General features: G+C 67.4%; 30 protein-coding genes and 3 pseudogenes. 15 read left to right on the top strand and 18 right to left on the bottom strand.

Going from position 1 to position 26,533, the window contains the following annotated elements; translation table 11 throughout:
• Positions 1–89 precede the first annotated feature (89 nt).
• Together ACFXGX_RS28560 and ACFXGX_RS28555 are read left to right on the top strand one after the other, a co-directional pair.
• Positions 90–1,232, top strand: coding sequence for an alpha/beta fold hydrolase (locus tag ACFXGX_RS28560; protein ID WP_384796363.1), 1,143 nt, complete (start codon positions 90–92; stop codon positions 1,230–1,232).
• Positions 1,233–1,280: 48 nt separating this feature from the next.
• On the top strand, positions 1,281–1,667 hold the full coding sequence (locus ACFXGX_RS28555; RefSeq protein WP_384796361.1) for a DUF5132 domain-containing protein: 387 nt from the start codon (positions 1,281–1,283) through the stop codon (positions 1,665–1,667).
• 228 nt (positions 1,668–1,895) lie between these two features.
• On the opposite strand, the pseudogene ACFXGX_RS28550 reads toward ACFXGX_RS28555, so the two are convergent.
• Positions 1,896–2,198, bottom strand: a pseudogene (locus ACFXGX_RS28550) (DUF3322 domain-containing protein); the annotation flags it as partial.
• Positions 2,199–2,289: 91 nt separating this feature from the next.
• Between ACFXGX_RS28550 and ACFXGX_RS28545 the strand changes: the two are divergent.
• Both ACFXGX_RS28545 and ACFXGX_RS28540 read left to right on the top strand, forming a co-directional pair.
• The gene (locus ACFXGX_RS28545) at positions 2,290–3,060 is read left to right on the top strand and encodes a transposase family protein (RefSeq protein ID WP_384796359.1); all 771 of its coding nucleotides are present in this window, start codon (positions 2,290–2,292) and stop codon (positions 3,058–3,060) included.
• Positions 3,061–3,279: 219 nt separating this feature from the next.
• Positions 3,280–3,825 carry an MOSC domain-containing protein gene (locus tag ACFXGX_RS28540; RefSeq protein ID WP_384796393.1) on the top strand — a complete coding sequence of 182 codons (546 nt, stop codon included), beginning with the start codon at positions 3,280–3,282 and terminating at the stop codon, positions 3,823–3,825.
• Positions 3,826–3,840: 15 nt separating this feature from the next.
• Here the strand turns inward: ACFXGX_RS28540 and ACFXGX_RS28535 are convergent.
• From ACFXGX_RS28535 to ACFXGX_RS28525, 3 genes and pseudogenes are all read right to left on the bottom strand, one after another.
• Positions 3,841–4,701: pseudogene (locus ACFXGX_RS28535) on the bottom strand (IS5 family transposase).
• A gap of 485 nt (positions 4,702–5,186) precedes the next feature.
• Positions 5,187–5,435, bottom strand: coding sequence for a hypothetical protein (locus ACFXGX_RS28530; protein WP_384796357.1), 249 nt, complete (start codon positions 5,433–5,435; stop codon positions 5,187–5,189).
• 44 nt (positions 5,436–5,479) lie between these two features.
• Positions 5,480–5,893: a transposase gene (locus tag ACFXGX_RS28525; protein ID WP_384796355.1), complete on the bottom strand. Its 414-nt coding sequence runs from the start codon at positions 5,891–5,893 to the stop codon at positions 5,480–5,482.
• Positions 5,894–6,100: 207 nt separating this feature from the next.
• Between ACFXGX_RS28525 and ACFXGX_RS28520 the strand changes: the two genes are divergently transcribed.
• Entirely contained in the window at positions 6,101–6,508 is a 408-nt protein-coding gene (locus tag ACFXGX_RS28520; RefSeq protein ID WP_384796353.1) for a hypothetical protein, read from the top strand.
• A 160-nt stretch (positions 6,509–6,668) separates the two neighbouring features.
• On the opposite strand, the gene ACFXGX_RS28515 is transcribed toward ACFXGX_RS28520, so the two are convergent.
• Together ACFXGX_RS28515 and ACFXGX_RS28510 are read right to left on the bottom strand one after the other, a co-directional pair.
• A complete protein-coding gene (locus tag ACFXGX_RS28515; protein WP_384796351.1) occupies positions 6,669–6,857 on the bottom strand; it encodes a hypothetical protein in 189 nt (62 codons plus the stop codon).
• A gap of 176 nt (positions 6,858–7,033) precedes the next feature.
• Positions 7,034–7,873: an IS5 family transposase gene (locus ACFXGX_RS28510; RefSeq protein WP_384796350.1), complete on the bottom strand. Its 840-nt coding sequence runs from the start codon at positions 7,871–7,873 to the stop codon at positions 7,034–7,036.
• A gap of 258 nt (positions 7,874–8,131) precedes the next feature.
• On the opposite strand from ACFXGX_RS28510, the gene ACFXGX_RS28505 reads away from it, so the two are divergent.
• Positions 8,132–8,943 (top strand): IS5 family transposase gene (locus ACFXGX_RS28505; RefSeq protein WP_384796348.1). Its coding sequence is split into 2 segments (ribosomal slippage): positions 8,132–8,479 and positions 8,482–8,943, totalling 810 coding nucleotides; the frame shifts between segments, so codons are not numbered across the junction.
• Here ACFXGX_RS28505 and ACFXGX_RS28500 read toward each other — a convergent pair.
• Entirely contained in the window at positions 8,944–9,249 is a 306-nt protein-coding gene (locus ACFXGX_RS28500; RefSeq protein ID WP_384796346.1) for a hypothetical protein, read from the bottom strand. It abuts the gene before it with no gap.
• A gap of 256 nt (positions 9,250–9,505) precedes the next feature.
• On the opposite strand from ACFXGX_RS28500, the gene ACFXGX_RS28495 reads away from it, so the two are divergent.
• Positions 9,506–9,943 (top strand): hypothetical protein, encoded by a 438-nt coding sequence (locus ACFXGX_RS28495; RefSeq protein ID WP_384796344.1) that lies wholly within the window; start codon positions 9,506–9,508, stop codon positions 9,941–9,943.
• Between the two features lie 243 nt (positions 9,944–10,186).
• Positions 10,187–10,603 carry a hypothetical protein gene (locus tag ACFXGX_RS28490; protein WP_384796342.1) on the top strand — a complete coding sequence of 139 codons (417 nt, stop codon included), beginning with the start codon at positions 10,187–10,189 and terminating at the stop codon, positions 10,601–10,603.
• A 169-nt stretch (positions 10,604–10,772) separates the two neighbouring features.
• On the opposite strand, the gene ACFXGX_RS28485 is transcribed toward ACFXGX_RS28490, so the two are convergent.
• A complete protein-coding gene (locus tag ACFXGX_RS28485) occupies positions 10,773–12,056 on the bottom strand; it encodes a serine hydrolase domain-containing protein (protein ID WP_384796341.1) in 1,284 nt (427 codons plus the stop codon).
• 583 nt (positions 12,057–12,639) lie between these two features.
• Between ACFXGX_RS28485 and ACFXGX_RS28480 the strand changes: the two genes are divergently transcribed.
• Positions 12,640–13,374: a DUF4142 domain-containing protein gene (locus tag ACFXGX_RS28480; protein WP_384796391.1), complete on the top strand. Its 735-nt coding sequence runs from the start codon at positions 12,640–12,642 to the stop codon at positions 13,372–13,374.
• 45 nt (positions 13,375–13,419) lie between these two features.
• Here ACFXGX_RS28480 and ACFXGX_RS28475 read toward each other — a convergent pair whose 3' ends face one another.
• Entirely contained in the window at positions 13,420–14,046 is a 627-nt protein-coding gene (locus ACFXGX_RS28475) for an O-methyltransferase (protein WP_384796339.1), read from the bottom strand.
• A 404-nt stretch (positions 14,047–14,450) separates the two neighbouring features.
• On the opposite strand from ACFXGX_RS28475, the gene ACFXGX_RS28470 reads away from it, so the two are divergent.
• Positions 14,451–14,696: a hypothetical protein gene (locus ACFXGX_RS28470; protein ID WP_384796337.1), complete on the top strand. Its 246-nt coding sequence runs from the start codon at positions 14,451–14,453 to the stop codon at positions 14,694–14,696.
• 54 nt (positions 14,697–14,750) lie between these two features.
• Here the strand turns inward: ACFXGX_RS28470 and ACFXGX_RS28465 are convergent, their stop codons facing one another.
• The 3 genes from ACFXGX_RS28465 to ACFXGX_RS28455 all read right to left on the bottom strand — a co-directional run bounded on the left by ACFXGX_RS28465 (position 14,751) and on the right by ACFXGX_RS28455 (position 17,608).
• A complete protein-coding gene (locus ACFXGX_RS28465; RefSeq protein ID WP_384796335.1) occupies positions 14,751–16,121 on the bottom strand; it encodes an MATE family efflux transporter in 1,371 nt (456 codons plus the stop codon).
• Positions 16,118–17,110, bottom strand: coding sequence for a phosphotransferase family protein (locus ACFXGX_RS28460; RefSeq protein ID WP_384796389.1), 993 nt, complete (start codon positions 17,108–17,110; stop codon positions 16,118–16,120). The genes ACFXGX_RS28465 and ACFXGX_RS28460 overlap by 4 nt, the downstream gene beginning before the upstream one ends.
• A gap of 174 nt (positions 17,111–17,284) precedes the next feature.
• Complete coding sequence (locus ACFXGX_RS28455; protein ID WP_384796387.1) at positions 17,285–17,608, bottom strand: UBP-type zinc finger domain-containing protein; 324 nt, start codon at positions 17,606–17,608, stop codon at positions 17,285–17,287.
• A 572-nt stretch (positions 17,609–18,180) separates the two neighbouring features.
• Between ACFXGX_RS28455 and ACFXGX_RS28450 the strand changes: the two genes are divergently transcribed.
• Complete coding sequence (locus ACFXGX_RS28450; RefSeq protein WP_384796333.1) at positions 18,181–18,666, top strand: DUF427 domain-containing protein; 486 nt, start codon at positions 18,181–18,183, stop codon at positions 18,664–18,666.
• 87 nt (positions 18,667–18,753) lie between these two features.
• Here ACFXGX_RS28450 and ACFXGX_RS28445 read toward each other — a convergent pair whose 3' ends face one another.
• Both ACFXGX_RS28445 and ACFXGX_RS28440 read right to left on the bottom strand, forming a co-directional pair.
• Positions 18,754–19,662 (bottom strand): hypothetical protein, encoded by a 909-nt coding sequence (locus ACFXGX_RS28445; protein WP_384796331.1) that lies wholly within the window; start codon positions 19,660–19,662, stop codon positions 18,754–18,756.
• Positions 19,663–19,683: 21 nt separating this feature from the next.
• A complete protein-coding gene (locus tag ACFXGX_RS28440) occupies positions 19,684–19,917 on the bottom strand; it encodes a hypothetical protein (RefSeq protein ID WP_384796329.1) in 234 nt (77 codons plus the stop codon).
• Positions 19,918–20,145: 228 nt separating this feature from the next.
• Between ACFXGX_RS28440 and ACFXGX_RS28435 the strand changes: the two genes are divergently transcribed.
• Positions 20,146–20,847, top strand: a complete 702-nt coding sequence (locus tag ACFXGX_RS28435) for an SDR family NAD(P)-dependent oxidoreductase (protein WP_384796327.1) — start codon at positions 20,146–20,148, stop codon at positions 20,845–20,847.
• Positions 20,848–20,958: 111 nt separating this feature from the next.
• Positions 20,959–21,645, top strand: coding sequence for a YqjF family protein (locus tag ACFXGX_RS28430; protein WP_384796325.1), 687 nt, complete (start codon positions 20,959–20,961; stop codon positions 21,643–21,645).
• Positions 21,646–21,758: 113 nt separating this feature from the next.
• Here the strand turns inward: ACFXGX_RS28430 and ACFXGX_RS28425 are convergent.
• Positions 21,759–22,094, bottom strand: a pseudogene (locus ACFXGX_RS28425) (DUF742 domain-containing protein); the annotation flags it as partial.
• A gap of 810 nt (positions 22,095–22,904) precedes the next feature.
• Between ACFXGX_RS28425 and ACFXGX_RS28420 the strand changes: the two are divergent.
• Positions 22,905–23,174: a hypothetical protein gene (locus tag ACFXGX_RS28420; RefSeq protein ID WP_384796323.1), complete on the top strand. Its 270-nt coding sequence runs from the start codon at positions 22,905–22,907 to the stop codon at positions 23,172–23,174.
• A 203-nt stretch (positions 23,175–23,377) separates the two neighbouring features.
• Here the strand turns inward: ACFXGX_RS28420 and ACFXGX_RS28415 are convergent, their stop codons facing one another.
• Entirely contained in the window at positions 23,378–24,631 is a 1,254-nt protein-coding gene (locus tag ACFXGX_RS28415; protein WP_384796321.1) for a lactonase family protein, read from the bottom strand.
• A 231-nt stretch (positions 24,632–24,862) separates the two neighbouring features.
• Between ACFXGX_RS28415 and ACFXGX_RS28410 the strand changes: the two genes are divergently transcribed.
• Positions 24,863–25,474, top strand: coding sequence for a hypothetical protein (locus tag ACFXGX_RS28410; protein ID WP_384796319.1), 612 nt, complete (start codon positions 24,863–24,865; stop codon positions 25,472–25,474).
• Between the two features lie 309 nt (positions 25,475–25,783).
• On the opposite strand, the gene ACFXGX_RS28405 is transcribed toward ACFXGX_RS28410, so the two are convergent.
• Positions 25,784–26,239: a contact-dependent growth inhibition system immunity protein gene (locus tag ACFXGX_RS28405; RefSeq protein WP_384796317.1), complete on the bottom strand. Its 456-nt coding sequence runs from the start codon at positions 26,237–26,239 to the stop codon at positions 25,784–25,786.
• Between the two features lie 36 nt (positions 26,240–26,275).
• A partial coding sequence (locus ACFXGX_RS28400; protein WP_384796315.1) for a thioredoxin family protein occupies positions 26,276–26,533 on the bottom strand: 258 nt, incomplete at its 5' end.

Below are 26,533 nucleotides of genomic sequence, written 5' to 3'. Positions count from 1 at the left end.
GGGGTTCCCAGGGGACGATGGTCGTACCGGTCGCTGAGACGTGAGGTGTCCCCGGCAGCGGCCGCGAAGGCTGGGACGGAGAAGGGACCATGCGACCGGGAAGACGTGCCGCCGACGCGATACTCCGGCTGCTCAGCCGGGACTGGGCCGGGCTGGGCATCGCTCTGCTGCCGGCGGCCGCCGGTGCGCGGTGTGTATCCAGGGGCACCGGCCGGCGGATTCTCGGCGGTGTGCTGTGGGCCGTGGCCCTCGCGCTCGGTCTCGGGTCGTTCCGCCATCTGGTGCATGTGGGCCGGATACGCGGGAGGTATCCGCCACCCGGACGAATGGTCGACGTGGGCGGCTACCGCATGCATGTCCTGGCCGAAGGGGACGCCGGGCCGAGGCCCACTGTGGTCTGGATGCCGGGCGGCCATGCCGGCGGGTACGCCATGTACCGGCTGCACGCGCTGGCGCGGGAACAGATGCGTTCGGTCCTGGTGGACCGTCCGGGTTCCGGCTGGAGCGACCCGGGTCCGTTCCCGCGCACGACGGCGGCAGAAGCTGTCGAACTGCTCACGGTGCTGGAACGGGCCGGTGAAAAGGGGCCCTACGTCTTCGTGGGGCATTCGTTCGGGGGGCTGCTCATGGCCAACGCCGCCAGGCGCCGCCCCGATCTGGTGGCCGGTCTGGTGCTGCTCGATCCCACCCCGCCCGATGCCGTCGCCTTCGGCCCGGCGCTTCCGGCCCTGCGACGTGCCCCGAGGGACCAGACCGTCCTCGCACTGCGTCACCTCTTCGGCCTCCACCCTCTCGCGGGCAAGAAGGAGACACACACCTCCGATGATCCGACGCAGATTCTCACCATGATCGAGCTCAGGACCAAGGCGAGCTGCGCCGCGGCATCGATCCTGCGAGAGCTGTCGCCGGACGGCATCACCCGAGACGGCTGGCAGACGGCAGTGCACGACGGCGAGCTCGGCTCGCTGCCCCTCCTCCTCGTGGCGCCACGCGATCTGACGGGCGGTGGCGAGATCTTCGACGCCGTCGACGATCCGCAGGAGAGCGCCCGTGTACGGCACTTCTTCCTCACCGTGAGAGAACGGTTCCTCGCGGCCTCCAGCAGGGGGCGGAGGGTTTACACCCCAGAGGGAACCGGCCACGACTTCCCGGATCGCGTACCGGATTTCGTTGTGCAGGTGGTGGACTCGCTGCTGGACCAGTGCGGACCGGGGGCGCCGAAGCCGTTCTGATCCCGTTGCGCAGCCACGGGCCGCTCCCGCGAGCTTCCACCCGACCGAATGAACAGCGCCGGCGTCTACGGGCGCATCGGCCGAGGTCCGACTATCGTGTTTTTGGTGGGGGAGACATTCCTGCCCAGCCTTGTCGGCCAGACGGTATCGGGTCGTGCGGCGTCTGCAGTCGTGCTGTGCACACAAGAAGAGGGTTCACACATGCTCCCTGCTGTTCCTCCCTTCCTCGTCGGCGTGATTGCGGCCCCCCTGGCCAAAAGAGTGGCGAAACCGCTGGTGCGAGGCGTCATCAAGACGTCGGTCGGCCTGACCCTTGAGGTCAAGCGTGCAGTCATCGAGGCCGGGGAGGAGATCCAGGGCCTCACCGCCCTGGCGGCCGCCGAGAAGATGGCGAGTTCGGCTCGCACAGGTGGTGTGCAGCCGACGGTGAGGTGATGGCGCACGGTGCCACGGCTGACTGAAGTCCGTCGACCTCGGCCTCGCTCCCATCCTCGTTGTGCGAGTCGCTGGCTCTGCTGTCTCCCTTGTTGCACCCGAGTTATCCCCCGCCGTCCGCCTCTCCAACACCTGTGGAGTGATCTCGCCCGGTGGCGGTCCTCTTCCTGGTAGGAGGTTGGGGAGGTGGAGGCGGTCGCTGGGAAGGCACTGCTCAAGCAGGTTAGTCAGGATGGCGCCGTGGCGTTCGATGAACTTGGTGTCCGCGCCGGGTACGTCGACCTGGCGCAGGTAGACGGCTGGGCCACGGTAGTCGGTGATCCAGCGGATCGTGGCCTGTAGGCGCAGCCAGTCGGCTTCCCACCGGAGGACCTGCATGGGGCGGACGATCATCCAGTCGATGAGCGCGGGCAGTGATTTCTGAGTGGAGGTCAGCAGGGTTTGGCAGCGGGCGACCGTGGGGGTGACGCCGAGCAGGCACCAGAGGCCGTCGCGGTCGTCGATCCAGACGCGGTCGGGGATGTTGTTCACGCCGGCGAGGCGTCCGGTGGGGTTGTCGACGAAGCCGAGGCCGGCACCTAAAGCGTGTTGCAGAAGCCTGCGAGGCGGGCATTTCTCCTGTATGCGTGGGGTGTTGAGGGCTGATCCGTTGTGGGTGGAGACGTTCACGGGGCTGCGGATGCGGCAGTTCGAGCGGTTGTTGAAGGTCGTGCGGGAGCGGGGCGGTGACGGTCCTGGTGGTGGCCGGCCGTGGTGTCTGCCGCTGGCTGACCGGGTGCTGGTGGTGGCCGTGTACTACCGCACGAACCTCACGATGCGGCAGCTCGCTCCGCTCTTCGGCATCTCGCCGGCGACCGTGTGCAGGATTGTCCAGCGGCTGCGGCCTCTGTTGGCCATCGAGCCGGCCTCACAGCCGGCCGACGCGGTCGAACGGTTGTGGATCGTGGACGGCACGCTCATCCCGGTCCGTGACCGGAAGGTCGGCGCCTCTTCACGCAACTACCGGTTCTCAGCGAACGTGCAGGTCATCATCGACGCCGACACCAAGCTGGTCATCGCTGCGGCCCGGCCGGTCCCCGGCAATGCCGCGGACGCGAAAGCATGGCGGGAATCCGGCCTGCCCGACATCAGCGCAGGCGTGACCATCCTCGCCGACGGCGCCTACATCAACACCGGCCTCGTCGTCCCGCACCGCAAACGGCCGGGGCGACCCCTGCTGCCCGGCGAGGAAGAGGACAACGCCGAACACCGCAAAGTCCGGGCCCGTGTCGAGCACGCCTTCGCCCGTATGAAGCACTACAAGATTCTCCGCGACTGCCGACAGCGCAACACCGGCCTGCACCACGCCGTCCAGGCCGTCGCCCACATGCACAACCTCGCCCTCACCGCATGACCAGACCCGCCACAAGCCAGCCTCTGACCTGCCCAGACACGACCTTCTGCAACACGCTTTAGGAGCTGTCTCTTTGGTGTTCGTTGACGGGACGGTGCCGATCAGGAGCCGGACATGACCCATCCGCCCGATGCCGCTCACTGCACGCTTCCCTCACAAGGCTGCTTGCACCGCCTCTATGATCGACCGGCCGCAGAACGACGACAGGTGGAGGGCGTGATGCCTGGTCAGGTGACCGCAGTGAGCCGTAACGAGGGGTACTCGTTCAGCAAGCCCAATCGCGATTCCATCAGGCTGCTCACGGGGCTCGGAGTGGAAGGAGACGTTCACGCAGGTGAGACGATCCGCCACCAGTTCCGCATGACCTACGAGCCGAACCTGCCCAACCTGCGCCAGGTCCACCTGATGCACGAGGAACTCTTCGACGAACTCGCGCTCGAGGGCTATAGGGTCTCTGCGGGCCAGCTCGGCGAGAACATCACCACGCGCGGGATGGACCTGTTGGGCCTGCCTACCGGCGCCCTGCTCCATCTGGGGGAGCAGGCGGTACTTGAGGTGACCGGACTGCGCAACCCATGCTCGAAGATCAACGACTTCCGCAAGGGGCTGCTCGGTGAGGTCTTCGCCATGGACCCCTTGTCCGGCGAGTTCACGTTCAAGTGTGGCGTCATGGCTGTGGTCCGCCGTGGAGGGACCGTCCGCCCCGACGATTCCATCCAGGTCGAGCCCCCGCCACCCCCTCACCGCCCGCTGGAACGGGTCTAGGTTCTTGTTCCGTGGTCATCGGCGTGCCCAGATGCGGATGGCGGCGAGGTGGAGTGCGCCCTGGTAGCCGATGGCGAGCTTGTCCGTTCGCATGGCCAGGCCGCGCCACTGCTTCAGCCGGTTGATGCATCGCTCGACCGCGTTGCGTTGCCGGTACGCCTCGGCGTCGAAAGCCGGTGGGCGACCGCCGGCGCGGCCTCGCCGCAGACGGTGGCCGAGCTGGTCGGACGGCTGGGGGATGACAGCGCGGATTCCACGTCGGCGGAGGTGTCTTCGGATCGCGCGGGATGAGTACGCGCGGTCCGCCAGGACGGCATCGGGTCGGGTCCTCGGTCTTCCCGGCCCGCTTCGCGGAACACGGATGCCGGCCATGACGGTCTCGAAGGCCGGGGCGTCGCCAGCCTGGCCCGCGGTGACGCAGAGGGCGAGGGGGCGTGCAAGGGTGTCGCTGGCGAGGTGGACCTTCGTGCTCAGGCCGCCGCGGGAGCGTCCAAGCGCATGGTCGCCGGGTTCGGTCCGGCCTGGAGCCCCTTTTTCCTGGCGCCAGCGGCGTGCTGGTGAGCCCGGCAGACGGTGGAGTCCACCGACACGGTCCAGCCGATGTCGTCAGCACCCTCGGCCGCTGCCAGGACCGCGGCGAGGATGCGTTCCCAGGTGCCGTCCACAGCCCACCTGATCAGCCGTTTGTGGGCGGTCTGGAACGAGCCGAGTTCATCGGGCAGGTCCCGCCAGGGCGAGCAGGTGCGGTACTTCCACGCGATGGCTTCCAGGGGTTCGGCGGTGAGCGGCCCACCGCCGACCACGGACCGGATCGGCTGGCATCAGCGGCTCGATCCGGTCCCACGTCGCATCAGTGATCACTAATCGGACGGACACACCCGATCAACAGACCAACCGATCAAAGAGACACGCTCCAGGACCCGGCCGGGCAAGGTCGCCGGGCTGGTCAAGCGGCATCGGCGAGGGGAGGCCCCAGCCGGGGAAGACGACCCCGAGGCCGGCTCTCTTGCCCGCACCCCAGTCACGCCTGCCTACCCGCAGATAGTCGCCGTGTTCACCAGCGGCGCCGGTCGGTTGCGCGCGAGGGAGGGCTGCCAGGCACTGGGCAGCGGCATCGATCCCCGACACACAGAGGGGATGCGCTCGAAGCTCAAGAAGCTCGTCGCCCGCGGCATCCTCACCGAGCCTGAGGCCGGGTTGTTCGCGCCCTCACCACGAAGCCCGGCGTGCAACGCGAAGGTCCGTCGACGGCAGCCGGCATGAGGTACCGACGGTCGCATCGACGCATCGCCGTCGCTGCACCTCCGAGCGGTCCCGTGTGGTGCTGGCTGGGCTGTTCCCGGCCACCGTACTGCGTCGGGCTATCCGTGATCGAAGAAGCCTTCGTCCGCGATCGCAGAGACGGCGGATTCGATGTTCTCGCGCGTGACACTCGGGACCACCAGCAGGCGCCTAGCCTTGAAGTGCCCGAGCCGGGCAGTCTCGCTGGTTACTGACTGTGCAAGTCGAACCGGGTCGTACACCTCGACGACCTGCCTGTCACCGTCCCACGCGACGGTGACATCCAGCCAGCCCTTGGTCTCCTGTATTGCCCAGTCGTACTCGTCCATGGGTGCAGGCCACTCGATCCGAAAATCCATGACCGAATCCTGCCTCACACACGACTGCCGCGACTCGCGCTGCACGAGACCTCACATAACGACCTCTGAGCCATGACCTGCTCGAATGCGGGTGCGTCACCGGCCTGGCCAGGCGCGATCGCGAACGCGAGGGGACTGCAGTGGCCTTCCGCGGCGAGGTGGATCTTCGTGGTCGGCCCACCGGGGGATCGTCCGAGGGCATGGTCGGCCGGCTCGCCAGCCGGGGCCCCTTTTGACGCGCCCGCAGCGTGCTGATGAGCGCGGACGATCATGGAGTCGACAGCGACAACCCAGTCGAGGTCGCCTTCGATGTCGGCCTGGGCGCGGAGGGAGGTGAAAACCTTCTCCCAAGTGCCGTCGGCCGCCCACGTCCGAAGCCGGTTGTGGGCGCCCTCCAGGACCCGAAGTGCTCGGGCAGGTCCATCCACGTCGTCCCTGTGCGGTACTTGAACGCGTTCGCGTCAATCACGTGCTGGTGATCCCGCCACCGCCCACTCCGCCTCGGCACCCGATCCGGCAGTAACGGCCCTGGTAAAAGGTGCCTCTCGGCTGCTAAGAGCCGTCGTTGACCGTGGCTGACCGCACGATGTGGCATGGCAGTGACATGGGGACTGCTTCGTCCCAAAGTGAATTGGGTGGAGGCGCTGCCTTGGGTTGGTGTGGCGTTCACCTGCGTTGAAGGTCCATACGCGTCCGTGCTCGTGCCGGTGTGCGTCGGCGTCGTCACGCAGTTGGACAGGCGCTCGTGGAAGTCTGGTCCTATGAATGGCACGACGAACCCCGGTAATCCGAACAATATCCAAGTAGGTGATATCTACGAGGACTGCTCGTTCCACCCAGTCCTGTGCACTGCGGTCGATGAGGTAGCGGGTGTGGTGCTCAGCGGCGTCTCCCTAATCGACGGCACCTTCCCCCGCTCCTGCGACGCCCTGCACTGCGGGCCCATCCGCATCCTCATCGAGGACGTCATGGCCATTAAGCAAGACCTTGACGACTACGCACGCCGGCGAAAGACAGAGCTACGGGCCAGGGACAGCATCTGATCCGTAGCTCTAGAGAGATCGGTCAGTGATGGTCATACAGACCGTACTTCGGGCACAGGGAGGTGCTACGGGATGGGATCGGTTTCCGTGGTTGCCGTACTTCGCTGTTGTACCGCCGCCTCAGGAAGTCTCGTGAGTGCAGGGACAGGCCCGCATGCCTCTACAGACCGCGCAGTGCGTCGTACAGATTGTTACAGGCTGCCCAACAGATGACACTGCCGTCGTCGTACAGGCTGCCCATGTACCAGTCGTCATGGACAGGCTTCACAAGGCACAGGTCGTGGAATCCGAGAACGATCTCCGGGTGCAGCACCTCGTCGGGGGCTCCGGGGCGCCCTACCCATTTCACCGCCCGGTTTGGCCCCAGGGCGACAGCCTCTTTGTCCCCGGATACGTCGCGGATCTGCTGAAGGGACCATCCCGGGGGTAGCCGTGCGTCTGCCATACACGGATGATCTCACCCGCCAGATATGGAGCACCGCTTTAAAGAGCGTTTTGTCCCGGCGAGGTTGTTTGGTTCGAGGTTCAGGTGTCGCGCCAGTTGGGGGTGGATTCGCGGGTGAGTCTGCGGCTTATGAGGTCGATCATTGCGACGTGGATTATGGCTTCGGAGCGGTGGGGGTGGGATTCGTAGTCGCGGGCCAGGCGGCGGTGATGCATGAGCCAGCCGAAGGTCCGCTCGACGACCCAGCGCCGTGGAATCACCTTGAAGCCTTTGACGCCCGGCTCGCGGTGGACGACTTCGACGTCGATGCCCAGGCGTGCGCCGTGGTCGATGGCTTTGGTGCGGTAGCCGGTGTCGGCCCATGCTTTGGTCACGCGGGCGTGGGTGGTGGCGATGTGGGACATCAGGTGTATGCCGCCGACGTTGTCGGAGCCACTCGCCGCGGTGACCCAGACGGCCAGGAGCAGGCCGAGGGTGTCGACCCCGATGTGGCGCTTGCGGCCTGCGATTTTCTTGCCGTCATCGATGCCCTGGCCGGCCGCGGGCACGTTCGCGGAGGTCTTCACACTCTGCGCGTCCAGCACGCAGGCGGTGGGCTCACCGTCGCGACCTTCGGCCTCTCGCACCAGGCGACGCAGAAGGCCGTTGAGTTGGTCGAAGATGCCCTCTTTTTGCCATGCGGCGAAGTAGCCGTAGACCGTTTCCCATGGCGGGAAGTCGTGCGGCAGGTAACGCCAAGCAATGCCGGTGCGGTCGACGTAGAGGATGGCGTCCATGATGCGGCGCAGGTCGTGCTCGGGTGGGCGGCCGATGTCCAGGCCCTTGCCTCTGCGCTCGGCCCGCCAGGCGGTGAGCGTGGGGCCGATCAGTTCCCAGCGGGCATCGGAGAGGTCGCTGGGGTACGGGCGTTGTCGCGTCATGTTTCGGTAGTACCGGCGGGCAGCCCGTCCCTGCAGGGCGCAAACGGAGCCAAGCGGGGGCGCTCTGGGATCAGACAGGAGCAAACCGATGGAAACGTGCGGCCGAAGAGCGGCAGCTGCCCCATCCACCACAGGGAACACCTTCGCCCCAACAGCCTTCTCAACTCGCCCCGGTGAAGCGCCACCAAACAACCTCACCGGGACAAAACACTCTTTTAGACGCCGTTTCTTTTGGCTGGCTGCCGCGTTGGGCTCGGTGTGGAGGGTCTTGCCGAGCGTCTGGTGCCTGACGAGCTGTGGGAGTTGTTCAGGTGGGTGGTTCCAGAGACGGTCGTCCGGCGTCCGCAGGGAGGTGGTCGGCGTCGTGCTGGCGACCGGGAGACGCTGGCTGCGATCGTCTTCGTGGCCACCTCGGGCTGCACCTGGCGGCAGTTGCCGCCAGCGTTCGGGCCGCGCTGGCAGACCGTGTACCGCCGCTTCGCCCAGTGGAGCCGCGACCGGGTCTGGGCCCGGCTGCACCGAGTGATCCTGGACGAGCTCAGCTGCCAGGGAAAGTTCGACTGGTCCCGGTGCGCGATCGACTCGGTGAGCATTCGCGCCACCAAAGGGGGCCTCTGACCGGACCGAATCCGACCGACCGGGGCAAGAAAGGTTCGAAGATCCACCTGATCTGTGATCGCAACGGCCTACCGATCTCGCTCGGCATCTCGGCCGCCAACACCCACGACAGCCTGGCCCTGCAGCCGCTCGTTCGGGGCATCCCGCCGATCCGTTCCCGACGTGGACCACGCCGGCGGCGACCAGGCAAGCTGCATGCGGACAAGGGATACGACTACGACTACCTGCGCCGATGGCTTCGAGGCCGGGGGATCCAGCACCGAATCGCCCGCCGCGGGATCGAACCCTCCGGTCGCCTCGGCCGCCACCGGTGGGTGGTCGAGCGCACGGTGTCCTGGCTGGCGGGGTGTCGACGGCTGCACCGCCGCTATGAGCGAAAGTCCGAGCACTTCCTCGGCTTCGTCGGCATAGCCGCCGCCTTCATCTGCTTCCGGCGCCTGACGGCTGCCTGATCAGATTCGCTCAATGCCCAGCGCACTCGGAACGCCCTGGATCCAGGCGGCACGGTCCGGCTCCGCAGCGGCGACACGCTCCAGCGCCTCAACGAACCGCCGGCTCTCCGTTGAATCCATCTTGCCGAGTTCAAAGGCGATCTCTTCCAGGGCGCTCAAGGCCATCTGCGAGTCACGTCCGACCTTGACGAGATCCTCCAGGGTCGCCACCGCCGCCAGAAGTGCCCGCACCACTTCGTCGCCCTGAAGCACGACTTCAACCTCCTCGGATGCCAGTGATGACGACGCGATGCTGCCACCCCGCATGCATCCAGGTCACCTCACGCGCGACCCCGATCGCGGCCAGCCGGGGCCAAGAGAAACAACGTCTTAGGAGCGAGGTTGGCAGTCACATGTCTGACCTCGGGGTTCCCTGTCTTGGGCGGAGTCCGGCGGCCGTGCCCTTGGTACCCCAATTCCCCGTGGCTCCCTGCCCGTTCAGGCAAGAGAGTGGCACAGAGCCGTGCACTGGTGATCCTCTCGATGCCTGTTGACCGTCGACTCGACATGCCAGACTGCGGTCATGGAGGAGATCTACCAACTGTGGTTGGCAGCCGCCCCGAGCCCCATACCCGGGGACGAGGCTCGGATCTATTGGAATTGCAAGGACGATCCGACCCCAGCTTTGGACGAGGGCTTGCGTTGCGCCTCCTACCTGTATGTCGGTTCCTGGAGTGCCGAGCACGAGCCAGAGAACCTGCATGCGGGTGAAGGGCGCTGTCCCGCCAACCGGCTGTTCAGCTGGCTTTTTTACATCGGGACGATAGATCGCTTTCAAGCGCCGTTGCTTGACGAAGAGCTGATGGCCCGGTTGGTCGAGCTCTACCGTCCGCGTCCCGGTGACCTTCCAGCCGACGCGATCGAGCTCCCACGGTTGGAGAGCTTTCTCCGCCAGCACTTGAGGCTGTACCTGCTCCCTCAGGAAGCAGGTCGAGATGTGTACGACCAGATGCAGCACTGAGGTCGGCGGAGCCTGCGCGGTTCCGTCCGTCTACCGAGGCCGACGCCACCGATTTTGCACTCTGGCTTCATCCTTATCAGGTCGATCACAGGAAGCTGTCGACGCCGCTCGACCAGCCCGGCGGTTCGGTCGAGGGTCTGCTGAGATCTGGTGCTGGCCGTCGTTGTTCGCGCTTGTTGGTGTCAGCCGCTGATGTCAGAAGTCGTCCCAGCTCCCTGGCACTGGGGATGCCAAGATTGGCGAATGGCACGCATCGGCGAGTTCTTCCTTGCACGAGACGATGAGTCTGCTCTGCGGGTGGGTCCCCACAGAAGTCACGACTTCCCGGCCGTGCCGTGCGACGGCATTTACCCGGATGACGCAGTTCTGACGTGGGAAGCTCAGCTGACGGGTGCCGAGAGCACAGTTCGGGACGTGGTGCCCATGGCCAACGATGGGTTCACCATCTTTGCCGTCCCGGAGCCACTGTGCATGGCCTTGGCCGCTGCCGAAAGAAACCGGCTCCGAGCCACAGCCCTTGTGTGGACCGGGGCCGCTACCGAACTGGACGATGAGATCTCGCTGGAAGACGCGGTGGACCTCCTCCAACGCGTGTCAGCCCTGGCCAGCAGCCGTGTGGAGAAGCAGCTTGGTCTGTACTGCTGGTACTTCGCGCCCTGATCTTTCCGCATTGACGCAGCACGATAGTGATCGTCCGGACGAGCTCTAGTCGTCGAGCCATGGGCCTCGGGTGATTTGCTTGTGAAGTCGCTCGTCCAGGCAGCTCAGGTGGGCCCAGACGAACTGTGTGCTCTGTTCTCCCGCCCGTGTGATCTCCAATGTGACGCCATCACCGGAGAGGCCGACGTCGGTGATTTCCATACAGAACGCGCAGCTCACCGGCTCCTTGATCGAATATGGCGCAGTTGACCGCGTCCATCAGGGCCGCGCCGGTCTGATGCGCCTGCTTGCTGATGAGAGTGGACGTGGCGAAGAAGAAGGCGGCCGTGCGCCGGCCGGTGGTGTCGGTGACGTTGTAGGTCGCGTAGCCCGGCACGATGCCGACGTGGTCCCAGACCGTGCCACAGTCGGTCTTCGCCGTCTCGATGCCCAACCCGTAGCCGAGCTCGTCCGGGTCCTCCGGTCCGCCCTCCGGCACAGTGCTGCGCATCTCGGCCAGTTGGGCGGCCGGCAGCAGGCGGCCTGACATCAGCGCGCCGTAGAAGCGGGACCAGTCACCGGCAGTGGACACGATCGCGGCATCCGCTCCGTCGGCCGTGACGTAGTCGCCGGTGACATCCACGTGGTCGTCGTGCTGCGGTCCGGCGTATTTCCTGAACTCGTCGGGTACGTCCGGCGGCATGTGTTCGGCATCAGGTTCGTAGCCGTGCGCGTGCCGGTCGCGCCAGGCGGAGCCTGTGGCGTAGAAGGTGTGCCGGAGCCCCAGAGGCTGGGCGATCCGGTCCCGCACCAGCGCCGCGAGGCTCTTGCCGGTGGCCTTCTCCAGGACGGCGCCGATCGCGATGTAGTTGGTGTTGCTGTACGACCACTCGGCGCCGGGCTCGAACAGTGCCGGGTGTCCGCTCACCAGGCTCAGGATTTCCGTCGACGTCCATACGTGGGGGTCCCAGCCGGTGAGGGCCGGTGCGAGCGCGGGGTCCTCGGTGTAGTCGAACAACCCGCTGGTGTGGTTGAGCAGCATGCGCAGGGTGATCGCTCTGCCGTTGCGCACCTGGCCGGGCAGCCACTTCTCGACCGGGTCGGTGAGGGCGAGTTTGTGTTCGGCGACCAGTTGCAGGACGAGGGTGGCCATCACCGTTTTGGTGTTGGACGCTTCGCGTACCTCGTCGTCCGCCCTGAGCCGATGGTCCTTCTTCGTCCAGGTGGCCTGCTCGGAGATCTCGATGGGCCTGCCGTGGCCGTCGTCCACCCGCACGATGACCCCAGGCACCCCTTCGTCCACCAACTTCCGCGCCAGCATCCGTAGATGATCGCGTGTCTTCGCGGTGCCGTCGTGTCCGACCACCGAGAACGTCCGCGAGCCGGCGGCCGTACGCTCGTGGATCGTGTTCGCACTTGACGGGGTCGCCGCGAGGGGCACGACGAGGGCCGCGGACACCGCAACCGTTGCCACCGTGCGCAACCACGTCAGGTGCGGGCGCCGTCGAACACGCGCGTTCACACGCATTGCATGCTCCTTCGAGAGTCCCGGAAGGCCGTCGGGCACGATCGGGGTACGGAGGAGAACACGGAACCATGCCGGGCGAGTTGTCGCCAGGCTATCGGGCGACGCAAGCGCCGGCGGGCCCTGCGCAGCCCTGGAAATCCTTCAGAGGACAGTCGAGGGTGGGGCGGAAGGATGAGCATCGGTCGGCGTCGAGGTGTGGGACGGGCCGCGGCGGCAGCCCTGTCGGAGGGCGAGGGCACCGGGCCACGGTGTGGAGCGCTACCTCGTACGGGTCTGGCCCGCCACGCTCTGAACCGGTCGTGACGGGAGCAGCAGCCGGACCAGGGCCGCGCTTTGCCGGTCGGGTTCCTTTATGACCCCGTCGCCGTCCGGCATCTTCCTGTGTGTTGCCTGTGAGATTGACACGGGACCTGCTGAGTCCGAGCGGCTTCTGGTGCGTACTCCTCTCCAGCCGCCCCGACCAGGTGACGAAAACAGGTCGGCGACAAGCCGACGGGCAGGAGAAACGGTGCAGCGTCCGGGAAGCATGATGGGAACACTCTTTGTGGGCGGAGCTCTGGCCCTGACACTCGGCGCCCTCGTCTACCCGGCGATGCTCGGCATCAGCACGGTGTCGACCTCGAACGACCGGATCATTGCCAATACACAATGGGGGCCGCTGACTGAGGGCGAGCGGGACTTCGTGGTCAAGGTGCGTGCGGCCGGGCTGTGGGAGCATCCGCTCGGCCTGATCGGCCTGCAAAAGGGAGAGAGCAAGGCCGTCAAAGTCGCGAGTCAGCACCTCGTGGACGGACATGCCGCTCTGGACGTCAGCTGCCGCAAGATCGCGCCGATGCTGAACATCACGCTGCCCAACGTGGCGAGCCCGCAGCAGCAAGGTTTCGTCACCCAGCTACAGGCCGAGTCGGGGCGGCAGTTCGACACCGACTTCGCCAATATCCTGCGAATGACCCACGGTTCCATCTTCAACGCGATCGCCAAGGTTCGCTCGACCACGAAGAACAGCTTGATCCGTGCCTTGGCCGATCAGGCGAACAATACGGTGCTCGACCACATCACCGTGATGGAGAAGACCGGTCTCGTCGACTTCGACACGACGGTCTTCAACCAGACCACCCCTCCCAAGCTGCCCAAGTCGGACATGACTCCGCCGCCCCCAGCACCTGGGCAGCCTCAGGTCATCCTCAACCCGCCGCCAAACCCGACGTCCACCGCACTGGACCTGGGCGCTGCGCTGAACGGAACGCAGAACAGCGGCGGGTAGGGCTCCCGGACCGGACTCTGAAGTGTTCGTCGCGGACGTCCATGTTCACGGGAACACCGTGTCGAGCTGGTGATCACGGTCGACTCGTGGCCGTCGGGCTGTGCGCACAGCCATCAGCAGTCCGCTCGCCCAGGCCATGCGGACGCATCGGAAGTCCTCGCGTCCGTCCAGTTCGGCCAGCAGACGTTTGACGGATGCTTCGTGGCCCTGCGGCCAGCCGGGCTGGGGGACGAGGTCGTCGATCAGGTAGATCCCGCCGGGAGCCACGAGGTCCAGGGCCTGGTCGAGGTGGGTGAACTTGCCTGGCCAGGTGTCGGCGAAGACGAGGTCGAAGGGGGCGCCGTCGAAGTCTTCCAGCCAGGCGCCACCGTCTCCGGATACGAAGGTGACCCGCGGATCGGCACCCAGTTGCTCCTGGGCAAAGACTTGGAGGGCGGGGTCGAGTTCGACGGTGGTCAGGCAGGAATCAGGGTCCATGCCGCTGAGGAGCCAGGCGGTGCCTTCTCCGACTCCGGTGCCGAGTTCCAGGATCCGACACCCGGGCCGGGCTGCGGCGAGTGCTGCCAGAAGGCTTCCTGTGCGGTCTTCGCTGGACATGGTGAAGCCCGCGTCGCGTGCCATGGAGCGCAATGCCGGCAGGGCGGTCGGGATACGGCTCGGCGTGTCGTCCATGCGCAGATGATGCGGGGATCACGTCATCGCACGCAACGACAATTCCCGTCGCGCGCGCCGGTGTCGGCAGGCCACGGACGATGGATGCCGCCCGCGGCCCGGTGCACCTCGGCTGCCGTCAAGAGCCACGCATTTCGGCGCTCACCGATCAACTCACGTCCTCCGAACGGCACGGATCACCGAGCTGGCGTCGGACGTCGTACCCGCCCCATCCACGTCGAGGCCTTCACCCTGAGCACCGGTAGGGCCGCTCCGCCCTCCGACTCCAGCACGCGGGTGCCGGCGATCGCCTCGGCAGTGGCCGTGGAACGCGTCGCCCGTGGCGGACCGAGAGGTGGGCCGCTACTTCAAGGAGGCCGGATTCGACGTGACGGCGATCTCGGGGCTGCGCCTGCGCGACCGCCATGGACATCGCCCGCGTCGGGCCGGAGCGCATCCGTGAAGAGGTCACCTCACTGGATGAGCCGTCCGTCGACGCGATCGCGCAGGTGGGCACGAACCTCTCTTTCGTCGCCCGGGCCGATGCCCTCGAATCCGAGCCGGGAAAACCGTCGTCGCCATCAGCTCCGCCATCTTGTGGCACGCGCTGCGCGAGCACGGCCCTGGACAACCGTGTCACCGGTGCCGGCAGCCTGCTCAGCGACCACTGAGGCCGCCCTGCCAGCCTCCGGCTCTGCCCTGTGCGTACAACAAGAACTGCCCGCTCAGGCGTTCATGACTTCCCGGCCGTCGGCGGTCTCGTGCTGCCGAGGTGTCGGAGCAGGAGCAGGGCGACGGCCGCGGTGGTCAGTTCGCCAAGGGTGAGGGCAGTCCAGATGCCGTACGGGCCGAGCCGGCCCAGGGCGACGACGAGGGGGATCTTGATCACGAGGAGGGTGCCGACGGTTGCCAGGTAGGCGGGCGGGGCGGCCCAGGGCTTGGGCGTAGGCGGCTACGAGTGGGGTGATGCCGGCGACGGCCAGGCCGAGGGCGATGACGCGCAGCGCTTGTGCGGCGGTGGTGACGGCGCCGGCGTCGTGCAAGAACAGGGCGGCCAGGGGACGGGCCGACAGGACGAGGGCGGCGGCGCTGAGCAGTCCGTAGAGGGGAGGCGAGGAGCGCGAGGTCGCGGGCGCGCCGGGCGCGCTGAGGCAGGGCACGGCCGGTGTTGTAGCCGACGATGGGCTACAGACCCTGGCTGAGGCCGGTGCGCGGCATCGTCGCGAAGGTCTGAAGGCGGGCGCAGACGGCGTACGCGGCCAGGGCGGTGGCCGCACGGTTGCGGCGAGCGTGCTGTTGACGACAACGGCCAGCAGGGTGACGCCCGTTCCGGCCAGAAACGACGGCAGGCCGACGCCGAGCAGGGCGCGCAACGTCGGACCGTGGGGCAGGAGGTCCCGGGCGCGGACGCGGTAGGGGCGGCCGGATCGGCGGAAGAAGAACCACAGACTCATCGCCGCGGAGACGGCCTGGCCGCCGACGGTACCGAGAGCCGCACCGCGTACGCCCATGCCGAGCCCGAAGATTAGCAGCGGGTCGAGGGTGATCTGCACGGCGACGGCCACGAGCCACAGCAGGGTCGCGTAGCCGGTGCGGCCCTCGGCGCAGACCAGGCTGGAGAACCCCGTGGAGAGCAGCGCCCCGCACAGCAGGATCACGGCGTAGGGGCGGGCCGTCTCGCGCAGTTCCCCGTGGACGCCCAGGAGGGTGAGCAGCGGGCCGAGGAAGATCAGACCGAGCGCCGTGGTGACGGAGGCGCACAGCCAGAACAGGGTGAAGGAGTTCCCGGCCGCGCGGGCAGCGGCCTCCTGGTCACCCATGCCCAGAGCACGGGAGATCAGGGAGGCGCCGCCCGCGCCGACGGTGGTGGACACCGCGCCGAGCAGCAACAGCAGCGGCGCGGCCAGGTTGACCGCGGCCATCGAGGCGTCGCCCACCCCGTGACCGACGAACCAGGCGTTGGTCAGGGCGTAGACGCCGTACACGCCGACGGCGGCGGTGGTCTGGGCGCAGGACCGCAGCAACAGCGGGCCCACCGGGTCGGTGCCGAGGCGAGTGGTGGCGTCGGGGACGCGGGCGAGGGGGGTGGTGGTCACCGTCGGGTGCGGCCCAGCGATGCCATCGCCTCGGCGAGGTGAGGGCGGGCCCAGTCGTACTGCTTCGTGTCGGCGTGGCCGCGGTACACGGTCTCGATGACCATGACCATGATCAGCATCAGGTAGAGGCCGTACAGGCGGCGGCGCACCTGCTGGGTCCCGGTCAGTTCGCCGTGGCCGTAGCCGCGTATGAAGGCCGTCGGGTCGCCGAAGGCGGCCAGCTGGATGCCGGTGAAGCCCGCCTCGATCAACGGGTCCCCGTAGAAGGCGCGTTCATGGTCGATGACGCAGACGAGTTTTCCGTCGCGGACCATGACGTTGCTGTCCCAGAGGTCCCACTCGATCAGGCGCGGTGCGGTGACCTCGTCGAGGCTGCCGGCGTGTTCGGCCACGACTGCGCGGACCGTGTCGTAGGACCAGCCGATGTCGACGCTCCGGCGCTCACCGTCGCGCAGGACATCCTCCAGCATGCCGGTGAACACCCGCCGCCAGCTCCGGTCGCCGGGTCCTGCCAGCGGCCCGAACGCCGTGCCGCGCAGGGAGTTGATCTCCCGGTTGGCCGCGCCGACCTGCTCCATGTAGGCGTCGCGCTCGGCGGTCGGGAGCGACTTGACGATGATGCCGAGGTTGTCGGCGTCGACGTACGGCATGAAGAACCAGTCGGCGTCGCACAGTTCACGGCTCCGGTCGGCGAAGTCGACGGCCGGCACCGGAACCGAGGTGTGCTCGCGCAGGAGCTGGATCGTGGCCAGCTCGGTCGCCATGGCGCCGCGTTCGTAGGTCATGACCTCCACGTGCGGCGACGGGGCGATCTTCAGGACGACCTCTGCGCCGTCCCGCAGGCGTATCCGGTAGGCGACGTTGAACCAGCCGTGCCCCAACTCGCTCGCCCAGCCGTCACAGGTGGGGACCCGGTCGGCACCGTAGGCGCGCTCGGTCATGGCGCGCAGCGTGCCGGACGACTGCCGGTTCTTGGTGATGCTCTCCACACCCAGCCCCTTCGACGGTGGTGTCCTGGCGCCGCCGACGGGTGTGGGGCCCGTGCTGTACCGGCGTACGGCCCGGGACGGGACCGCTCCGGAAGTAGTAGACACCATGTAGTGGCCATACATGCATGCGGACTGCAGCAAGATCACGCCAACTGACGTCGGGGAAGCCGGCCTTCACCGCTCACTGGGGCGAGCGGCCTCGCGCGGAGACAGGAACACTTCATCGACGTAGCACCAGGCCCATGCTTCCTCGCCCGGCTCCGCGGACTGTGCGAGGGGGTGACCGCTCGATTCATGGTGAGCGGTGGCGTGGGCACCTGGCGCGCTGTCGCTGCATCCGACGTGGCCACAGGACAGGCAGATCCTCAGACGCGTCTTCTCGTGGCCCAGGGCGGAGCACTCCAGGCACACACGGCTCTGGGGTGCCGGCGCCGGGCCCACGTCGGTGGCATGGGGACAGCCCCGGCCCTGCGGACGGCCACCGTCCGGCCGAACCATCCACTCCGTCATGGTGTCGCCTCTCACCTGCCGGCGGTCCCTGCAGGAATGTCACCCGTACTTCACGCAGGCAGGTACACATGGATGCACCGCTCGGGCCGGCTTCGCAGCGAGGGCTTCGGGCGCTTCATGACCTCGCGCACCGCGCCCGTACTCACACGTACCGTGCCAGCGAGCGCCGGGCTTGCCGGGCCTGCGGAAGGGCCGGCCGGTCCAGGAGGGCCGCGACCGACCGGGGGCGTCAGCGACGGACCGACCGGTCCCGAAGACGTGGAAGTCAGAACGCAGCAACTCGTTGCACGTCGTGTCCAGGGGGAATTCGACGATGGATCCACCCGGCCCATTGCGAGCACGCCGATGTGCGGGCAGTTTTCGGGGTGGACGAAGACCGGCGTCCGCCGACGGGCCAGCTCCGCGAGGATCCTTGGCTGGCTCTGAGGCTGCCTACGCAGCCGTGCTCTCAGCGACGCCGATCCAGCCGTCCCATGTACATCTCATCCGAAGGTGCAGGAGGCGGGGAAAAGGTAACGCGCGCTCGAACGGCGGGCGTGCACTCGGGGCGAGGAGACGACATGAGCCACTTCACCGGTCGCGAGATCGAGTCCGTCTGGGACTACCCACGGCCTCCCGCCGTAGTACAGGACAACCGCCCCGTCCGGGTGGAATGCGGTGGCCGCGTGATCGCCGAGACTCGACACGCCTTGCGGGTACTGGAGACCAGCCACCCACCGACGTTCTACATCCCGCCGGGAGATGTCTCGTCCGATCTGCTGTTCCCGGCCGACGGACACTCCTGGTGCGAATGGAAAGGCAGCGCACGCTACTGGGATGTGATCATCGGCCACGAGGTGCGTAGCCGTGCCGCCTGGAGCTACCCCAGTCCCAATCCCGCCTACACGGTTCTCAAGGACTACTTCGCTTTCTATCCCGGCAGCGTCGACCGCTGCGTCGTCGGCGATGAAGAAGTTCAGGCCCAGGACGGAGACTTCTACGGCGGCTGGATCACCACAGACGTCCAAGGCCCCTTCAAAGGAGCACCCGGCACACGTGGATGGTGAGCGCCGCGCCGGTCGGCTCCTTGCTACTCCGGACAGTGAAAGCAGCCACGGTCGAATCAACCGCATGTGGCAATTCAGGGCGGTGAACTACACATTGGCCGGGTCACAACAAGTGACCGTGCCCGTGGCGACAGTCCGTTCACCGGTCTTCACGACGAAGCGCGAGATGCAGCCTTCGGCCGCCACCTCCACGGCCGCCCCTCGGCTCGGCACCAGCGCCTCGATTCGCACGGCGATGCCGGCCACGGCGGACGGCAGTGCTCCCCGGTAGAGCAGCGTCGCCTGCCTTCCCGCTTCCATGACCGCCAGTGCCGGCAACTGGGCGGGGCGGCCCGGGAGGAGGACAGGGTGCCCTGGGTCGCAGGGGGCGATCACGAGTCGCCCCTGTGCTCCACGCGCGATCAGAACATCTGGTTCGGTCGACGCGCCGACGGCGGCCGGGGCGGGGCGCAGCAGGCCCGGATGCGGTGCTGGGGTCGCCTCCGGTCCGGGGCGTGAAGAGTGAGCCAGCGTCATGCCGCAGGTGCCGAAGTAGGTGCCGGCGTCGAAGAACTCGGCAGTCAGGCGGTACGCGGTGACAGTACCCACTCGTACGACGAGATCGCTGACCGTTACGTGTACCAGCACGTGCGACGCGACGCCATGCTCGATCGGTTGTGTTCTCGGGTCCACTCCAAGGCTCACCGAGACGGGCTGGAGCCGGTCGGCTTCCACGTCCTGGAGATACAACAGCTCCAGGGCCGCAGCGAGCTGACGGGTCGACTCGGCCATGAGCAGGGGATGATGCGTCACCGCGAGCGCGCGCTCGTTCAGCGCATGCCATCGAGGCCACTGGCACAACGCTTCGTAGAAGCGCCTTCCGCGTTGGCTCAGCGATGCGACCAGCATCGCCGACATCGACGGCAGCCCCAGCTCGTCCCACGTAGGCGGCATATCGGGATTGATGCGCCGCCTGGCCGGAACATCCTGGATATCGCTGTCGAGCAGTTCCGTCATCGAGCTCGTCTTCATGGCCGATCAGCGCTCGGCCTCCGCAGAATCGTTCTCCTCATAGTTGGCCAACGCCAGCCCGAGGGCGAAGAAAGTAGGTGCCCATTCCCCCACGAAGATGCCCCAGCGGTCGGCCCGCTCCAGGTTCTCCTGCTTGTTGGACGCCAACCAGGAGATGAGCGAAAGGCCGATGGAGGCAAAGGCCGCGGCGTAGGCGTGTTCACTCTCGACGCCCGCATCGTGCAGCTTCTTGATGATCATTGCTTCTCCTCTTGCCACAAGTCAGCGCACCCTTTGGGATACCTCATGCACCTATTTCCAGCTCTATGGGCTCCGCGGATGCTCAGGCGAACCGCGCGTTCTCATCGAAGGACGGACGTGAGTTGCCTCTGGCCTGCCCGCCGCCGCATCCGGGGATCGATCGCCCGCCGAAAGGAGAGACGAGTCACCCAATGGCCTCGGGGCCGCCCGGGGCACGGGAGGTACGGCATGCCCATCCGTCACAGGGGGATCCTGGTTCCCGGCGCGACGGGAACCCTCGGCGCCGCCCTGGCTCTGCGGCTGCACGAGCAGGGAGTCGCTGTGGCCGTCGCGGGCCGCGACCGACCGGGCCTCGCCCGCGTGTCCCGGGCTTGCGGAGACGCCCCCGCCCGCGCTTTCGACGCCTACGACCTCGATCAGTGCGCGCGCACGGTGACCTGGGCCGCCAGCGAACTCGGCGGGCTGGACGGGGTCGTCGTCTGTGTCGGCAGCGCCGCCTTCGGACCAGCCGAGTCGGTAGGCGACGCCGTGGCCGAGCACCTGTTCACCGTCAATGCGCTGGCCCCGATGGCGTTCCTGCGAGCCGCCCTTCCCGTCATCGAACCGGGCGGCGTGATCGCGGCGATCACGGGCGCCGTTGCCGACTCGCCCCCGGCGGGAATGGCCGACTACTCCGCGTCGAAGGCGGCACTCGCCACCTGGCTCCGAGCGGTCCGGCGCGAGCAGCGGGAATCCGGGGTCACGGTGCTGGAGATCCGTCTGCCCCATGTGGAGACGGGATTCGCCGGCCGAGCCGTCCTCGGATCACCTCCCGTGCTGCCGACGGGGCTGTCCGTCGCCGAGGCGGTGGACGCGATCGTCGCCGCGCTCTCCACCGGTGCCCGTCTGGTGAAGCCGGGCCGTGACGCCCCGCTCGGCATCGAGCGGTAGGCGGTCGGCCGAGGAGGAACGTTGCCCGATCCCGGACCGCCCCACCCCCACCACCGGACCCTGCACCCCGTGGAGCCCGTCACCCCTCGCGCCCCACGAGAGTTGCGGCGGATGCTGTTCCGGCAGAACTGGCGCGACCTGGTGTTCCTGCACTGGCCCGCGGACCCGTTCCAGGTGGCCGGGCTTCTGCCGCCCGGCACCGTCCCCGACCTTCACAACGGCCGTACGTACGTCGGCCTGGTCTTCTTCCGCATGCGCGATCTCGCCGTGGGCGGCACGCCGACGATCCCCTATTTCGGATCCTTCGACGAGGTCAACGTACGCCTCTACAGCCGGGACGCACTGGGGCGCCGCGGAGTGGTGTTCCGCTCGCTGGAGTGCGACCGGCTGGTGCCCGTCCTGCTCGCCGACGCGTCCTTCCGGCTCCCGTACCGGTGGTCCCGCATTCAGAGCCGGTGGTTCGACAACCGCCTGCTGTACCGGACCAGCCGCCGCGGCACCTCGAACGTGGGAGCTCGCGTATGGCTCGCCGTGGACAGCGCCCCCGTGACTCCGGACCCCGTCGAAGAGTTCCTCACGAACCGCTGGGGACTGCACGGGCATGCGTTCGGACACTCCTACTACCTTCCCAACACCCACCCCGAGTGGTCCTTCCGCCGCTGCTCCCTCCTCGGCTGGGACGACTCGCTCATCGCAGCCGCGGGTCTGCATCGGCCGGAGGAGGCTCCGGTCAGCGTTTTGTACGCGCCCGGTGTGCCCGTGCGGTTCGGAACACCGGTATCGCTGCCCGGCACCTGATACGTCTGCACCCGCGACCGTTACGCGTGCCGCAGCGGTGCCCGCTCCTGTACCGCCGCGAGCAGGCGCACGGTTCCCCATCGTCCACTGCGAAGACGCACCATTTCGTCGCCCTACATTCTTCGCAGCCCGCTCAGCACTCTCTCGAGCAGGGTCACTTGCGGCCTTCCCCCCTCCGCTTCGTCTCCGTGGGACTGCTGAACAGCTACAAGCCCTGACTCCGCCAAGTCCGCGACCAAGATGCGAGTGACCCCCAGGGGAATGGTGAGAAGCGCTGAGATCTCAGCAACAGATTTGATCTCTTGACAGAGAAGGCAAATGCGATAGGCCTCGGGGGAAAGTCCCGGCGCATGCCGCAGGTCGGCGGTCGTGCCAACCAGCGCTTCGATGGCGAGCTGGTGGCTCGGCCGCGTGCGACCCCCCGTCATCGCGTACGGCCGCACCAGGGCGGACGGCCTCGCGCTACCGTCCCTCAGGGCGTGGCTCCGTAAACCGTTCAGTCCCGCTGGATGGCGGTTCATGCCGTACTTGTCTCCGTCAGGCGACGACGTCACGAGTTCTGCTCTCACTGAAGTGGCGTCCGAGGAACAAACCCTGGACCCCTGCGTCACCGCACGCCGCACGCACGTGCGGCCTCGGTCTGGCGATCTCGCTACAGCTCCTCCCGGGATTCGCCCCACGGGATGGGAGCAAACTCCCCTTCAGCGGACGAGACGGTACGGCGGGTTCGCCCATGGATGAGGTCGCGCGCGTACCCAACCGTGGGGTGCTTGCGGCAGCGCACATGGCTTCCGCCCATGCGTAATCGATTACGTCGATCGCCACAGAACGGACTGTAGACGGAGAAACCACAGAGCGACGCATCTTCGCCGACTTTCCCGCCATGACCCGAGATCGTCCCGTGCATCGTCTGTGAAATCCTCACGCGGCCCGCCGAGTCCGACCGGCTTCCCGCGTACTCCTGTTCAGCCGCCCAGACGGGGTGACGACAAGTCGGCGACGAGCCGACGGGCAGGAGAAACACAAGTTGATCCACTGGTTTTGGGCGGCCGGAGGCGCTGACCGACGCGCGTGCGGCGGGGTCGCATCGTGAAGTCCGAATCCCGAGATACGGATCCGGTGCATCCGCTCAGCGTTTCCGACGGAAAGGAGGAGTGGACCTCCCGCACTCCTGAAGGCGGCCGCCGCGGTCAGCGCGAAGGGCACGTTCCCTTGCCGAAGGAGAACGCACGCTCAACCTGCATCACCCCCTGCCCGACGTGGTGGCCTACCTGGCGGACTTCTCGCACGCGCGGGGATGGGACCCGGGCACGGTGAGCTGCCGCCCGGCCAGAGCCGCCGCTCCCATCACCAAAGGTGCCGAATGGGTCAACGTCTCGACGTTCCGCGGACGGCGCACCGAACTCCGCTACCGGCTCGCCTCTCCGCTCCTGCGCGGAGAATTCGAGCGACTGGGGGACGGGGTGGTCCACCGGATGCCGCGAGCACTGGACCGTCGCTTCGGCTCCGGCTGGGACGCGGGCGGCTGATCCAGTCACCGCTGCCGCCGTCCTCGCCTCCGCAGTCCCTCCCGCTCGCCGGTGGGACGTCGGCTCGGTGATGGTGGCCCCGGCCGTGTTCAGCGCTCCCTCGACCGTGCGTGAGCGACGCCTGTCTCCTCGTGTGGACGTGCATGGCCGACAGCAGGATCAGGGCAGCCATGACCAGGCGGAACGCCCAACGGGAGCGTCTGTCAGATGGCGACGATGCCCTCCATGCCGGACGCGCCGAAGGGGGACAGGCCCGTACTGGCTGTCGTGATCTTGGCGAGTGAGCCGTCGGCCTTGACGCGGAAGCCGTCGATCGTCCCGGAGACGGCGTTCTGGACGTAGACGAACGGTTCGTCCTTGGTGACGGCGAGGTCGATCACGCCCTGCGACTTGGCCGAGGGTGGCGTGGCGATGCCCACGTCGTTGGTCAGGGAGAGCTTGCCGTGCCTGTCCATGCGGTATCCGGTGACGGTGGAGTTGCCGGTGTTGCCGCCGTAGGAGTGGTTGCCCGCGCGTTCGAGCCAGCACAGGGTCTCCTGGCCGTTGGGCAGGGGCCTCTGGAGGACCTTCAGAGTGCCGTCGTGTCGCACCTTGTAGGTGGTGACCGTGGACTTCGCGGCTTCGGCGACGAGCATCCGCTTGCCGGTCGCGTCGAAGGTGATCGCGAACGGGACAGCGCCGGCCGACTTGTTGACGACGGGTGCGGCGACGGCCGGCAGGCCGTTCCGCCGCATGGGCAGGACTTCGACAGTGTTGGCGGACTTGGTGGTGACGACCAGGTCGCGCCCGTCCGGAGTGAACGCGACCTCGCCCGGAGAACTGGAGAACACGGGGATGTCCTTGTTCTCCAGGCCCAGGGATCGGTGGGACCCGGCCAGCGGCCGCAACCCCTCACCAGATATCTCGAAGCCCTGGACACTGCCCCGTCCGCCCGCGTTCATGACGTACGCGACCCGTCCGTGTACCGCGATGGAGGCAGGAAACTTGCCGCCGGAACTCACGACATGCCGATCCTTGAGCCGGCTCCCCTCGACTCGGAAGGAGGTCACCGTACCGCTGCCCGCGTTGACCGCCAGCAGCGTTCCCGAAGTCTCGTCGTAGACGAGTGAGCCCTGGGATGCGAGCGAGTCGGTCGGGGCGTCGACCTGGTCACCGCCCCTGCCGCCGGTGGCGTAGGTCCCTGAGGCGCTCAGTGTGCCGTCGTCGCCGCGGGCGAACACATGGATGGTGTTGCCGCCCAGCTCGTTGCCCTGAACGAAGACAGCGTGGTCAGCGCCGGGTGTGCTCCCGGAGTACTGGCTGGCCGATGCGACGGTCACGGCCACCGTGGCCGCCGCTGCGGCGGCCAGGACCCCGCCACCGATCATGATGCGCCGCGGTCGTGACCTCGCCCGGTGACCGCCCCGGACGGCGGTGGGCCGGCTCGTACGACGGTGGTGCTCGGGGGTGCTGTGCATGTGCGCGTCCCGTCCGTTGGAAGTGACCTTTGCGGTGCGGCCCACGGTTGTGGGGGCCGCACCAGAGTGGACGGTGGGAGTGGTGTGACGGCATGGGAACTGTGGCCGCGTCAGACTCTCGTAAGACCGTTCCCGGCTCGGAGTGACGTGGCGACGCACGCCATGGCCGATGTCTTACGGAACCCTTACGCACCCGTCTCCAGCGGCGTCAACACGCATACGCTCACGGGCGTGTTGACCATACGAAACATCGCCCTCGCCACCGCCGCCCCACTGGTGCTGGCCGTTGCCGGTCTCGCACATCCACATGGGCTGTTCCGCTCGACGGCTTCGGAGTGGACCCGGTTACACATCGCGCTCCTGCCTGTCTTCCCCCTGCTCACAGTCGGCCTGCTGATATCCCTGTGGCACCGGCCCCGCCCGGGCCTCACGGGCTTCGCCACGGTGGTGGCTTGGGCGGGTGCCTTCGGCTACGCGGTCTTCTACACCGGTCTCGACGCGGTCGCCGGCATAGCGGCGGGGACCGCGGTGGGGCACGCCGGCCCGACAGCGAACCTCGGACCGGTCAAGGGCCCGCTGTACGACACCGGTGAGCTCCTCGGACACGTCGGCGTGTACGCCCTCATCGGCGCCATCGCCGCCACGGCGGTCGCGCTGTTCCCTGAGCACGGCGTCCGGGTCCTGCCCGGCACGGTGATACTCCTCGGCGCCGGCTGGTCCTTCGTCGACAGCCACATATTCTGGCCACGCGGTGTCTGGACGATGGCCGGCTTCGCACTCGGCTTCACACTGCTCACCTGGGGGACCGCGGTGAAGCGGGTGTCGCCGTCACGCACGGCCTGACGTACAACGCGCCACCTGGACCCAGGGCGCGTCAGAGTGCGGGTGACGGCTGGTGGGTGTTGAACTGGGTGTTGAACCATGTGGAGTTCTGTGCGGGGGACGCTATTGGACCGGACCAATGCAGTCAAGGCTCCGGAACGACCACGGTTTGGAGGGGTCGATGTCCGTGGCTTGCTCTGTCCTTACGGCACGGCCGTCCGGGGCGTGTCTGTGCAGCGCACGAAGACCGCACGACATCCACGACATCGATGACGGAATCCCACTGGGGTGCAACAGCGAAGGCCGGCGCATCGCACGTATCGGCAGGGCTCAGCCGCAAGGTGAGGGAGGCGACCGTCCGGCTTCAGGTGGGCGGTGTCGCCGGGTGCGCTGCAGAGTCAGGAAGCGCTCCACCTCGTGTTTGAGGTCAGGAGGGAGATCGCTCAGATCCGAGACGATCTGGCGAAGCTCGTGTCCGAGCTCAGGTGACTTGCTCCAGGTCTCTGGACTCCTGGTCAGGACCGTGGCCGGCAGATCACCCTCGTACATGTGGCCTTCCGCCATCGGATCCCGCCGCAGGACCTCCAACGCCAGCGGCAGCAGGAAGGGCAGGCCCTCGTTCTGCCCGATCAGCAGCCTTAGGTCCTCAACCGTCAGCTCGCCGATCGGCTTGTGCCGAAGCGCGTGCGCGGTCCTTATGAGGCGAGTCGCGTCGCCCGACGGGGCCGGCCAATAGTCGTGCTCCAGCTCCTCTAGGGAGCGGTCACGGATCAAGGGTCGAGTCACCGAAAGATCGTCCCGTGGCGGATCTCGGACGCGGACTCAGAGGTGGTTGACCAGGATCTTTCGTGCCTCGGCGATCGTGATGGGTCCCGTGCCGTGTGCGACCGCTTCTCCCTCCTTCAGCAGGACGTAGGACGGGGCTCCGGTGATCTCGTATCGCTTGGTCGCGGCCGGGCAGCGCGTGATGTCGATGCGGACGGCCGTCAGGCGGCCCGTGTACTCGTCGGCGATGCCGCCTACGACGAGGTCCATAACTCGGCAGGGCTCGATTGCCTTGGGCCATGTCCCGGTGAAGTA

Origin of the sequence: Streptomyces sp. NPDC059371, assembly GCF_042751995.1 — a bacterium.
Taxonomy (GTDB): Bacteria; Actinomycetota; Actinomycetes; order Streptomycetales; family Streptomycetaceae; genus Streptomyces.
Note: the sequence above shows the minus strand (reverse complement) of the source record. Positions and strands in the feature narration are given on the sequence as shown.

Coding starts and splice junctions, on each gene's coding strand:
- ACFXGX_RS28560 (WP_384796363.1), top strand. CDS start 90: ATGCGACCGGGAAGACGTGCCGCCGACGCGATACTCCGGCTGCTCAGC.
- ACFXGX_RS28555 (WP_384796361.1), top strand. CDS start 1,281: ATGAACAGCGCCGGCGTCTACGGGCGCATCGGCCGAGGTCCGACTATC.
- ACFXGX_RS28545 (WP_384796359.1), top strand. CDS start 2,290: ATGCGTGGGGTGTTGAGGGCTGATCCGTTGTGGGTGGAGACGTTCACG.
- ACFXGX_RS28540 (WP_384796393.1), top strand. CDS start 3,280: ATGCCTGGTCAGGTGACCGCAGTGAGCCGTAACGAGGGGTACTCGTTC.
- ACFXGX_RS28530 (WP_384796357.1), bottom strand. CDS start 5,435: ATGGACGAGTACGACTGGGCAATACAGGAGACCAAGGGCTGGCTGGAT.
- ACFXGX_RS28510 (WP_384796350.1), bottom strand. CDS start 7,873: ATGACGCGACAACGCCCGTACCCCAGCGACCTCTCCGATGCCCGCTGG.
- ACFXGX_RS28500 (WP_384796346.1), bottom strand. CDS start 9,249: ATGCGGGGTGGCAGCATCGCGTCGTCATCACTGGCATCCGAGGAGGTT.
- ACFXGX_RS28495 (WP_384796344.1), top strand. CDS start 9,506: ATGGAGGAGATCTACCAACTGTGGTTGGCAGCCGCCCCGAGCCCCATA.
- ACFXGX_RS28490 (WP_384796342.1), top strand. CDS start 10,187: ATGGCACGCATCGGCGAGTTCTTCCTTGCACGAGACGATGAGTCTGCT.
- ACFXGX_RS28480 (WP_384796391.1), top strand. CDS start 12,640: ATGGGAACACTCTTTGTGGGCGGAGCTCTGGCCCTGACACTCGGCGCC.
- ACFXGX_RS28475 (WP_384796339.1), bottom strand. CDS start 14,046: ATGGACGACACGCCGAGCCGTATCCCGACCGCCCTGCCGGCATTGCGC.
- ACFXGX_RS28470 (WP_384796337.1), top strand. CDS start 14,451: ATGGACATCGCCCGCGTCGGGCCGGAGCGCATCCGTGAAGAGGTCACC.
- ACFXGX_RS28455 (WP_384796387.1), bottom strand. CDS start 17,608: ATGGTTCGGCCGGACGGTGGCCGTCCGCAGGGCCGGGGCTGTCCCCAT.
- ACFXGX_RS28450 (WP_384796333.1), top strand. CDS start 18,181: ATGAGCCACTTCACCGGTCGCGAGATCGAGTCCGTCTGGGACTACCCA.
- ACFXGX_RS28445 (WP_384796331.1), bottom strand. CDS start 19,662: ATGACGGAACTGCTCGACAGCGATATCCAGGATGTTCCGGCCAGGCGG.
- ACFXGX_RS28440 (WP_384796329.1), bottom strand. CDS start 19,917: ATGATCATCAAGAAGCTGCACGATGCGGGCGTCGAGAGTGAACACGCC.
- ACFXGX_RS28435 (WP_384796327.1), top strand. CDS start 20,146: ATGCCCATCCGTCACAGGGGGATCCTGGTTCCCGGCGCGACGGGAACC.
- ACFXGX_RS28430 (WP_384796325.1), top strand. CDS start 20,959: ATGCTGTTCCGGCAGAACTGGCGCGACCTGGTGTTCCTGCACTGGCCC.
- ACFXGX_RS28415 (WP_384796321.1), bottom strand. CDS start 24,631: ATGCACAGCACCCCCGAGCACCACCGTCGTACGAGCCGGCCCACCGCC.